This is a genomic window from Pseudomonas sp. (assembly GCF_049645325.1).
Classification (GTDB): Bacteria; Pseudomonadota; Gammaproteobacteria; order Pseudomonadales; family Pseudomonadaceae; genus Aquipseudomonas.
On the sequence record NZ_JBARTQ010000431.1, the window covers coordinates 1 to 9,527 of the forward strand.

At 61.2% G+C, this 9,527-nt stretch carries 9 protein-coding genes and 1 tRNA gene; 3 read left to right on the plus strand and 7 right to left on the minus strand.

The window, feature by feature from the left end; all coding sequences use genetic code 11:
* A partial coding sequence (locus WBB95_RS18710) for a LysR family transcriptional regulator (RefSeq protein ID WP_424488933.1) occupies positions 1–871 on the minus strand: 871 nt, incomplete at its 3' end.
* A 110-nt stretch (positions 872–981) separates the two neighbouring features.
* Between WBB95_RS18710 and WBB95_RS18715 the strand changes: the two genes are divergently transcribed.
* Complete coding sequence (locus WBB95_RS18715; protein ID WP_424488934.1) at positions 982–1,830, plus strand: type 1 glutamine amidotransferase domain-containing protein; 849 nt, start codon at positions 982–984, stop codon at positions 1,828–1,830.
* A gap of 129 nt (positions 1,831–1,959) precedes the next feature.
* Positions 1,960–2,892 (plus strand): TIGR03571 family LLM class oxidoreductase, encoded by a 933-nt coding sequence (locus WBB95_RS18720; protein ID WP_424488935.1) that lies wholly within the window; start codon positions 1,960–1,962, stop codon positions 2,890–2,892.
* Between the two features lie 190 nt (positions 2,893–3,082).
* Here the strand turns inward: WBB95_RS18720 and WBB95_RS18725 are convergent.
* The 6 genes from WBB95_RS18725 to WBB95_RS18750 form a co-directional block, all read right to left on the minus strand.
* Positions 3,083–3,158, minus strand: a tRNA-Gly gene (locus WBB95_RS18725).
* Positions 3,159–3,221: 63 nt separating this feature from the next.
* A complete protein-coding gene (pgsA, locus tag WBB95_RS18730) occupies positions 3,222–3,782 on the minus strand; it encodes a CDP-diacylglycerol--glycerol-3-phosphate 3-phosphatidyltransferase (protein WP_071484763.1) in 561 nt (186 codons plus the stop codon).
* Positions 3,783–3,814: 32 nt separating this feature from the next.
* Positions 3,815–5,638, minus strand: a complete 1,824-nt coding sequence (gene uvrC / locus WBB95_RS18735) for an excinuclease ABC subunit UvrC (RefSeq protein WP_424488936.1) — start codon at positions 5,636–5,638, stop codon at positions 3,815–3,817.
* A gap of 1 nt (position 5,639) precedes the next feature.
* Positions 5,640–6,281 carry a response regulator transcription factor GacA gene (gene gacA, locus WBB95_RS18740; protein ID WP_110624737.1) on the minus strand — a complete coding sequence of 214 codons (642 nt, stop codon included), beginning with the start codon at positions 6,279–6,281 and terminating at the stop codon, positions 5,640–5,642.
* A 186-nt stretch (positions 6,282–6,467) separates the two neighbouring features.
* On the minus strand, positions 6,468–6,908 hold the full coding sequence (locus tag WBB95_RS18745; protein ID WP_424488937.1) for a GNAT family N-acetyltransferase: 441 nt from the start codon (positions 6,906–6,908) through the stop codon (positions 6,468–6,470).
* A 1-nt stretch (position 6,909) separates the two neighbouring features.
* A complete protein-coding gene (locus WBB95_RS18750; RefSeq protein WP_424488938.1) occupies positions 6,910–7,659 on the minus strand; it encodes a carbon-nitrogen hydrolase family protein in 750 nt (249 codons plus the stop codon).
* 615 nt (positions 7,660–8,274) lie between these two features.
* Here WBB95_RS18750 and WBB95_RS18755 point away from each other — a divergent pair.
* Complete coding sequence (locus WBB95_RS18755; protein ID WP_424488939.1) at positions 8,275–9,351, plus strand: 3-deoxy-7-phosphoheptulonate synthase; 1,077 nt, start codon at positions 8,275–8,277, stop codon at positions 9,349–9,351.
* Positions 9,352–9,527: the final 176 nt, after the last annotated feature.

Here is a 9,527-nt window from a genome sequence, read left to right on the forward strand (position 1 = left end):
GCGCACGGGCCGCCGCTGACAATTGGCGATGGGGCGGAAAAATCACCGAGAACGGCCGTGAGCGCCCCGCCACGTGCTGCAGCAGCGGCACCAGGCGGCCGCTCTCGATGCGCTCTCTTACGATAAAGTCGTAGGTCTGGCATACCCCCATTCCGTGCTCGGCCAGGGACACAATGCCCAGTACATCGTCGGACACCTGAATAGCCGCGTGCGGCAGCCACTCCCGATCAACGCCCTGTTCGCGAAACAGCCACGGGCTGACACGACCGGTGCTGGGCATCACAAAGGGCAGGCAGGCATGCACGGCCAAGTCGTCCACGCTTGCTGGCGAGCCCGCGCGGCGCAGGTAATCAGGCGCGGCGACCACACACAATGACGCGTCCTCCAGCTTGCGCCCGATCAGACCGCTGTCCGGCAGCGGCCCGAGGCGAATCGCCAGGTCATAGCCTTCGGCAACCAGGTCCACATTGCGATTGCTGATGCTCAGTTCGATGCGCACCTGGGGGTACTGCCGATTGAATTGGCAAAGCAAGGGCGGCAACCGGTAGTGGCCATACGTGGTCGGTACGCTGAGACGCACTCGGCCGGTCAAGGCACCCTCCTGTCCCTGGATCGAGCGTTCGGCATTGTCGATCAATGAAAACGCCGCACGGGATTGTTCGAGGTAAAGCACGCCGGCCTGGGTCAGGCTCAAGCGGCGTGTGGTGCGCCTCAACAGCTGCACGCCGAGGCGCGTCTCCAGGCGTGAAATCGCACGGCTGACCACCGAGGGGGTGGTCGCCAGAAACACCGCCCCCGCACTCAACGAGCCCTTTTCCACCACGGTGACAAACACTTCCACGTCCGCGAGGTAATCGAATCGACGGCTCACTCTTACCTCCAAAGAACAGGTGCTGTTCCAGCCAGCGAGTTTATCGCTACTTCAAGCATGAATACAGTGCGCTCAGCCATCCGGCTCCCATTTTTCAATCAGGACATCCCATGCGCACGCTCAGCCGCCTCGCCCTGGCAATGACGGTTTTCACCACGGCACTTCACGCACAGGCCAGCAATGTACTGGTGGTGCTGTCAGACGCCGACCATCTGGACCTCAAGGACAACCAGGTATTTTCCACCGGCTTTTACCTGAACGAACTGATGCAGCCCGTAAAACTGCTGCTCGATGCCGGGCATTCAGTCACATTTGCAACGCCAACGGGCAAGGCGCCCACACTGGATAAATCTTCCAGCGACAAGGCGTATTTCAACAATGACGTGGCCGACCTGCAGGTGCACAAAGCGCTGCTGGAGCAACTCAAGATCACCTCGCCGGGTGAGTCGCCAGTGATCAGCTTGTCGCGCGTCGAACAGATCGGCTACGCGCACTTCGACGCAGTGTACGTGCCCGGCGGCCACGCCCCGATGCAAGACCTGCTGCACAGCGCCGAACTGGGCAAACTGTTGAACCACTTCCATGCCAACAACAAAACCACCGCACTGGTCTGCCATGGCCCGATTGCCCTGCTCTCGACCTTGCCGGACGCGGCGGCGTTCACTCGGCAACTGGAAAACGGCAACCCTGCGCCCGCCACCGACTGGACCTACGCGGGCTACCAATTCACGGTCATCAGCAACCAGGAAGAAGAAATCGCCAAAGGCCTGTTAAACGGCGGCAGCATGAAGTTCTTCCCACAAACCGCGCTGCAACAGGCCGCAGGCATCTACAGCAGCAACACCACGCCGTGGACCAGCCATGTGGTCATCGACCGCGAGCTGGTGACCGGGCAAAACCCGGCCTCGGCGCTGGACGTGGGCAAGGCGATACTCACACGGCTTCCGGCCAGGCCCTGATCGCCCAGCTGTGCATTTTGCTCAAGAGTATTGTGCGCGCTGATGCATTTTTCTCTCGCCCGGCGGCAGGGATACTGCGGCTTATCAACCGCAGTAATGCCCTGCCTTGAGCACGGCGCAGGAGACTGGATGAACACTCATTTTCAACGTTTGCTCGGCCCGACTGGCTTTTCAATCGGCCTGGAATTGCCGCTCGACAACGACTGGTCCACCGACGGCCAGCGCTTGCGCGTCGCCGACCACCGCCCTTTTGGCGTACCCGATATCAAGCAGCACGCCGAACTCGCCCGGCTGGCGGACCGCGTCGGCTTTCGCGCCCTGTGGGTGCGCGACGTGCCCGTCTACGACCCTCAGTTCGGTGACGCCGCACAGGTGTTCGAGACCTTCTCTTACCTGGGCTACCTTGCAGGCATCACCGACAACATCATGCTGGGCACGGCAGCCGTGGTGCTGCCCTTGCGCCAACCCTGGCTGACGCTCAAGGCCGCCAACAGCATTGACGAACTGAGCAACGGCCGGCTGCTGCTTGGCGTTGCCAGTGGCGACCGGCCGATGGAATACCCGCTGTTCGGCGTTGACTATGAGCAACGCGGCGCGCTCTTTCGCAGCGCCGTCGAACTGCTCAAAACCCGGGGAGCCGGACGCCTGCCCGAAGGCGCCGCGTTACTGCCGCAGCGCGAAGAAACCTTCCCGCTGTTGGTCGCCGGGCTTGGCCAGCAATCGCCGAACTGGATCGGTGAGCACATGAATGGCTGGCTCGCTTACCCCGGAACGCCAGAGGAACACCGGCGCCGCGTAAGGCTGTGGCGCGATGTGGGAGGCGACAAGCCCTACATCACGTTCCTGCACCTGGATCTTGAAGCCGACCCGCACGCGCCGATGAAAGCGCTGCGTTTCGGCGGGCGTAGCGGGCGAAACGCGTTGATCGAGACACTGCAGGCGCTGCGTGAAGCCGGGGTGCAGCATGTGGGCCTGCACCTGCGCCACAGTGGCCGGCCAGTCGTGGACGTCATGGAGGAGCTCGCCGAATACGTGTTGCCCGAGTTTCACGGCGCTGACTGAGCGCGCCCGCGCGGCGGATGAACGCTGGTCCAAAGAGAGAACTCCTAAGCCATCCTGAATCCGGTGTTCGTAGCGCGATGCTCCGGATTTCAGTGGTTTTGCGCAGCCACAAAAAAAGACGCCGACGCGTCTATCAGGTAAATCGCAGGCAAAAAAAAGCCACTCGTTAGAGTGGCTTTTTCTTTGTATTTGGAGCGGGAAACGAGACTCGAACTCGCGACCCCGACCTTGGCAAGGTCGTGCTCTACCAACTGAGCTATTCCCGCGTCTTGGTGGTGTGCATTCTATAGAATCCAGAACCCCCGTCAACCCCTTGATTCAAAAAAGTTTTATTTCTTTTCAACGGTGGTGCGCAGGTGAGGCCAGGCAGCGCGCAAATACTGCAACATCGACCACAGGGTCAGGCCGGCGGCGATCAGCAACAACGCGTAGCCAATCAATACCCAGAAGGAGAAGTCCGACGGGTTGGCCAGCAGGATCACCAGCGCCAGCATTTGCGCGGCGGTTTTCCATTTGCCCATGTTGGAAACAGCGACGTGGGCGCGGGCGCCGATTTCGGCCATCCACTCGCGCAGCGCCGAGACGACGATCTCACGACCGATGATCACCGCTGCCGGCAAGGTCAGCCACAAGTTGCCGTGTTCCTGCACCAGCAGGACCAGGGCCACGGCCACCATGAGTTTGTCGGCCACCGGGTCGAGGAACGCGCCAAACGGCGTGCTTTGTTCCAGCCGGCGCGCCAGGTAGCCGTCGAGCCAATCGGTGGCGGCCGCGAAGGCGAACACGGAACTGGAGGCCGCGTAGCTCCATTCGTAAGGCAAATAGAACAACAGAATGAAAATCGGAATGAGCAGGACGCGTAGAACGGTGATCAGGTTAGGGATATTCATCGGCACAACTTACTACGAGGTGAGAAGGCATTCTATTCGCTGTGCAGGCTTGCATAAATCAGCTCAGCGAGCTTTTTACTGATACCGGGTGCTTTGGCTATTTCGTCAATGCTGGCACGGGACAGCTCCTGCAAGCCACCAAAATGTTTAAGCAAGTCGCGACGACGGGTCGGGCCGACCCCTGCCACCCCTTCCAGGGTTGAGGTTCGCCGGGTTTTGCCACGCCGCGCGCGGTGGCCGGTAATGGCAAATCGGTGGGCTTCGTCGCGAATCTGCTGAATCAAATGCAGCGCCGGTGAGTCGCCCTTCAAGGTGAACTCGTGGGCGGCATCATTCAAGTATAACGTCTCGAAGCCGGCTTTACGCGTGGCGCCCTTGGCCACACCGAGCAGGATCAAGTCGGGCACGGCCAACTCGTTGAGCACGTCACGGGCCATGGACAGCTGGCCCTTGCCGCCGTCCACCAGCAGGATATCGGGCAGCTTGCCCTCGCCGTCCTTCAACTTGCTGAAACGTCGCGTAAGGGCCTGGTGCATGGCGGCATAGTCGTCGCCTGGGGTCACGCCTTCAATGTTGTAGCGCCGGTAATCGGACTTGATCGGCCCTTCCGGTCCGAACACCACGCAGGAGGCCACCGTGGCCTCGCCGCTGGAGTGGCTGATGTCGTAGCACTCCATGCGCTGCGGTGGCTCGTCCAGGTTGAGGACTTCGGCCAAGGCATCGAAACGTGCGGCGATGTGCTGTCGATTTGCCAGCCGCGCGCCAAGCGCTTGCTCGGCGTTGGTCACCGCCAGTTGCTGCCAGCGGGCACGGGTGCCGCGCACGCGGTGGCTGATGTCCAGCTCGCGGCCGCGCAGTTCGTGGATGGCCTCGATCAGCGTCGGGAAGTCTTCATGCACCACGTTGACGATCAGCTCCGACGGCAGGTCGCGTTCGGGGCTGCTGACGTAGTATTGGCCCAGGAACGCGGCCATGACTTCGGCGACTTCTTCATCGATACCGGTTTGCGGGAAGAAGTTCTTGCTGCCCAGCACGCGCCCACCGCGCACGCTGATCAGGTGCACGCAGGCGCCGCCCGGGTTGACGAAAGCGGCGATCACATCAACGTCGCCGGTGCCGCCCTCCATGCTTTGCTGATCCTGGACACGGCGCAGCAGGGAGATCTGGTCGCGCAATTCGGCAGCCCGCTCGAAATCCAGGGTGCTGGCGGCTTGCTCCATGGCCCCTGAGAGCTCATCGGTGAGCGCATTGCTGCGACCTTCGAGGAACATCACCGAATGGCGCACATCTTCTGCGTATTCCGCTGGCTCAACCAAGCCCACACACGGTCCCTTGCAGCGTTTGATCTGGTATTGCAGACACGGCCTGGTGCGGTTCTTGAAGAAGCTGTCTTCGCACTGGCGCACAAAAAAGGTCTTTTGCAGCAGGCTCAGGCTTTCGCGGATCGCTCCTGCGCTGGGATAGGGGCCGAAATACTTGCCCTTGCCCTTCTTCGCGCCCCGGTGAATGCTCAGGCGCGGGAAGTCGCCGTCGGATAAATACACGTAGGGATAGGATTTATCGTCACGCAGCAGAATGTTGTAGGGCGGCCGCCATTCCTTGATCAGCGTCTGCTCAAGCAGCAGTGCCTCGGTTTCATTGGCGGTGATGGTGGTTTCGACCTGGGCGATACGCGCCACCAAGGCAGCGGTTTTCGGCGCCAGGCCGGTCTTGCGAAAGTAGCTCGCCAGGCGGCTCTTCAGGTTCTTGGCTTTGCCGACATAGAGCAGGCGCGCCTCGCTGTCGAACATGCGGTACACGCCGGGGCGGCCACTGCAGGTCGAGAGAAAGGCACTGGGATCAAACGGTGTGGTCATGTCAGGCGCTGGCGTCCACCATGCCGTGGCGCACCGCGAGCAGGGTCAATTCAACATCACTGCTGATGGCGAGCTTCTCGAAAATGCGATAACGGTAGGTGTTGACGGTCTTGGGCGACAGGCAGAGCTTGTCGGAGATCGACTGGACCTTCTGGCAGCCGACGATCATCAGGGCGATCTGGATTTCCCGCTCCGACAGCACGTCAAACGGCGAGTCGCTGGTGGGCTGGAATGATTTGATCGCCAACTGCTGGGCAATCTGCGGGCTGATGTAACGCTGGCCGGCAAAGACCAGGCGAATGGCTTGCACCATCTCGGCCAGGCCTGCGCCCTTGGTCAGGTAACCGGCGGCGCCCGCCTGGAGCAGGCGTGTAGGAAACGGGTCTTCCTCGCACACGGTCACCACCACGACTTTGATGTCCGGATGGCTGCGCAACAATTTGGTAGTGGCACCAAGACCGCCAATCCCAGGCATCTTGACGTCCATCAGCACCACATCGGGTTTCAACTCCCGCGCCTTGATCAGGGATTCCTCCCCTGACTCAGCCTGGCCGACTACTTGCAGGCCATCGATGTCAGCCAGCATTCGTGTAATGCCTGTACGAACGAGATCATGATCATCGACTACTAGCACCCTAATCAAGCAGACACCTCGCGATATGGTCTTATAGGTTGCTGAACACCTTAGCAAAAAACCAAGGCGCAGACCTAGCTGCAAGCGTCATATATATAGACATTACGCACACTTTAAGCCGGTACACGCCGGCAGGCCGCCCATTATGCTGAGCAGAAGGTCAGCTTTGCGTGAGCACCGGCTGGCGTTTCCGGTTTACTCCGCGGGGCCTGGCCGACATTCACGCTCCATGCGCCAGAAGCAATCCTCTTCCCCGACAATGCTCAAACCGTGGCGCTGATACAGCCTTCGCGCCGGGTTGGTCTTGAACACCGTCAACCGCAGAAGGCCCTGCGCCTGCGCCTTCAGCGCGACTTGCTCCAGCACCCAACTGCCTGCGCCCTGCTTGCGGCAGGTTTCAAGCAGGTGCAATTCGCGAATGTAGAGCGCCCGGCTGTCATCGCTCAAGCTGATAAAGCCCATCACCGCGTCTTCATTGCAGATCAACCAGTTCTCGCGCCCGGCCCAGGCGACGTCAAAACCATTGTCGGACCACAAAAGACCGTACTGCAGGTAATAGCGGCTCATGGTCTCGTGGGTCAGGGTTCGCGCGAACAGCCGGTCCCTTTCTGTCGCCGCGCGCAAGTAAAACGCCATCTCAGAGAACTGCCACGTGGCCAGCCCACTGCCCGCTTTCGCGACGCGCAATCACCAGCGCGTCGCCAACGCCCGGCGCGGCGGCGAGCAGACGGCCATCCGGCGCCCAGACTGCACTGCGCCCCGCGCAAGCCCAACCGCCGGAGGGGCCGCCATGGTTGGCCATCAACACCAGCAACCCATATTCGGCGGCGTAGCCCTGCAGCAACGCGCTGTCCGTTGCATACCCGCTTTCACTGATCAACACGCCGGCGGCGTAGGCAGTAGCGCCCGCCTCTGCCGCCTGACGTGGATGGCTGGCGTGGGAAAAGTCCGCGCAGACTGCCAGCGCGACACGGTTATCACCCCATTCGAGTGCCGCACCGCCTTGCCCCGCAATAAAGGCGGTTTCTTCGCCCGGGTGCAGGTGCTGCTTGGTGTACACCGCCAGTGAGCCGTCCGCGCCCAGCACAAGGGCGCCGATCAACACACCCGACCCGGGCGTCAGTCGAATCGGCATCCCCACTACTGCGGTCAACCTCAGCTCCTGGGCCATTTCACGCAGCGGTGCCAGCACGTCGTCTTGCGGTGCAATGGCCAACCCGGCCGCCAATGAGGGCTCATACCCGGTCAGCGACAACTCGGGAAACACCAGCAGTTGCACACCGTGCTCGGCCGCTGAGCGCATAAGTGCCAGGTGCCGCTCGATATTGGCCGCTACATCGCCGGCGATAGAGATGGACTGAGCAGCAGCAAGGGTCAAAGCAGTCATGGTCGCGTCCGGGCAATCATTATCGGTGTGCTATCAGCGTATCTCGCCCCATAGCCATACGCATCCCCAGGCGATAGAAATTACTGATTGAATCCACCCGCATGCCTCTAGTAAGCTCCCCCCATCATTTGGAGACATACCATGTTGCAACTCACCCACACTCAGGTTTGCCCTGCTGCCAGCGCCCCGCGCTCGGTATCGGCTACCCGTGTGAGCGGTTTGAGCGCACTGGTCAGCTTTTATTTTGGGTATTGGTTTAGCCACTGGCGCGCCTGATACCTGAAATCGGCGCCCAATACTCAAGGGGTCGCCTACCAGAGAAATCTAACCCCCGGTCGGCTCCCCGATCGGGGGTTTTGTTTTTTCAGCCCTTAACAATTTTGTTTCACACCGAACACTTAAAGGACTCACGCCATGAACTACGCCACCTATTACCGCTACGACACTTCCACTGCATGGCGATTTAGCCAGCTCCGTTCGGGACAGCCTGCCGCCTCCGATCGGTCACGTATTGGTGGCAAGCCAACACACGCAGCCAATACGGCCAATTGTCGAACACCCCAGTAGGGCAGAACGTGCGGGAATCGCCCGCCGCTCGCCCAGGAAGCCTTGAATATGAACTCCTCCGTCGCCGCTCTGCCCGTTTCGAACCTCACCAGCGCCAATGAAACGCTGACCCAGCGCCTGCCCAGCGCCCTTGAGCTCAAGCATCAGTTGCCCCTCAGCCCGTTCCTCAATGAGCAGGTTCACGCCCATCGCCACGCCGTGCGCGCCATCCTCAATGGTGAAGATTTACGCTTGCTGGTGATTGTCGGCCCGTGTTCGATCCACGACCCGGAATCGGCCATGGAATACGCACGCAACCTGAAGAAGCTGGCGCTTGAAGTCAGCGACCAGATGCTGCTGGTGATCCGCGCCTACGTCGAAAAGCCGCGCACCACCATCGGCTGGAAAGGTCTGGCCTACGACCCGCACCTGGATGGCAGTGATGACATGGCCGCCGGCCTCACCCTGTCCCGCCAACTGATGCGCGAAATGCTGCGCCTGGGCCTGCCGGTTGCGACCGAACTGCTGCAACCCATGGCCGCCGGTTACTTCGATGACCTGCTGAGCTGGGTCGCCATCGGTGCGCGCACCACCGAATCGCAGATCCACCGCGAAATGGCGAGTGGCCTGGGCATGCCCGTGGGCTTCAAGAACGGCACCGACGGCGGCGTGGCGATTGCCTGCGACGCGATGCGTTCGGCGTCCCACCCGCACCGCCACTTCGGCGTCGACAGCCAGGGCCATCCGGCAATCATCCAGACCCCGGGCAACCCCGATACGCACCTGGTGCTGCGCGGCGGTCACCGTGGGCCGAACTACGATGCGCACAGCGTGGCGCAGGTGAAGCAGGACTTGGCCAAGTCCAAAGTCGCGGCACGGGTCATGGTCGACTGCAGCCACGCTAACAGTGGCAAGGACCCGCTGCGTCAGCCGGCGGTATTCAACGAAGTACTGGAACAGCGCCTTCAGGGCGACACGTCGCTGATCGGCATGATGCTCGAAAGCCACTTGTTCGAAGGCTGCCAGCCGCTGAGCGCGTCGATGAAATACGGTGTGTCAGTGACCGATGGTTGCCTGGGCTGGAACGGCACCGAACAGTTGTTGCGCAGTGCGGCAGAGCGCTTGCGGGAACAGAATCCTGTCTGACAATGAAGCTCAACTGTGGGAGCTGGCTTGCCTGCGATAGCCATAAGTATCTACACAACTTTCAAGGCCGAAAAATCTCCCTGTAGTGAGCGGGCTTGCCCCGCGCTGGGCTGCGAAGCGGCCCCAACAAAGACTCCGCCGAGTTCCAGATAGAACCAGGTTGCCTGGTTTGGGGC

What these genes read in the sequence shown, in the direction of transcription:
- WBB95_RS18715 (WP_424488934.1), top strand. Translation starts at nt 982, where the DNA reads ATGCGCACGCTCAGCCGCCTCGCCCTGGCAATGACGGTTTTCACCACG.
- uvrC (WP_424488936.1), bottom strand. Translation starts at nt 5,638, where the DNA reads ATGACCACACCGTTTGATCCCAGTGCCTTTCTCTCGACCTGCAGTGGC.
- WBB95_RS18745 (WP_424488937.1), bottom strand. Translation starts at nt 6,908, where the DNA reads ATGGCGTTTTACTTGCGCGCGGCGACAGAAAGGGACCGGCTGTTCGCG.
- WBB95_RS18755 (WP_424488939.1), top strand. Translation starts at nt 8,275, where the DNA reads ATGAACTCCTCCGTCGCCGCTCTGCCCGTTTCGAACCTCACCAGCGCC.
- pgsA (WP_071484763.1), bottom strand. Translation starts at nt 3,782, where the DNA reads ATGAATATCCCTAACCTGATCACCGTTCTACGCGTCCTGCTCATTCCG.
- WBB95_RS18750 (WP_424488938.1), bottom strand. Translation starts at nt 7,659, where the DNA reads ATGACTGCTTTGACCCTTGCTGCTGCTCAGTCCATCTCTATCGCCGGC.
- WBB95_RS18720 (WP_424488935.1), top strand. Translation starts at nt 1,960, where the DNA reads ATGAACACTCATTTTCAACGTTTGCTCGGCCCGACTGGCTTTTCAATC.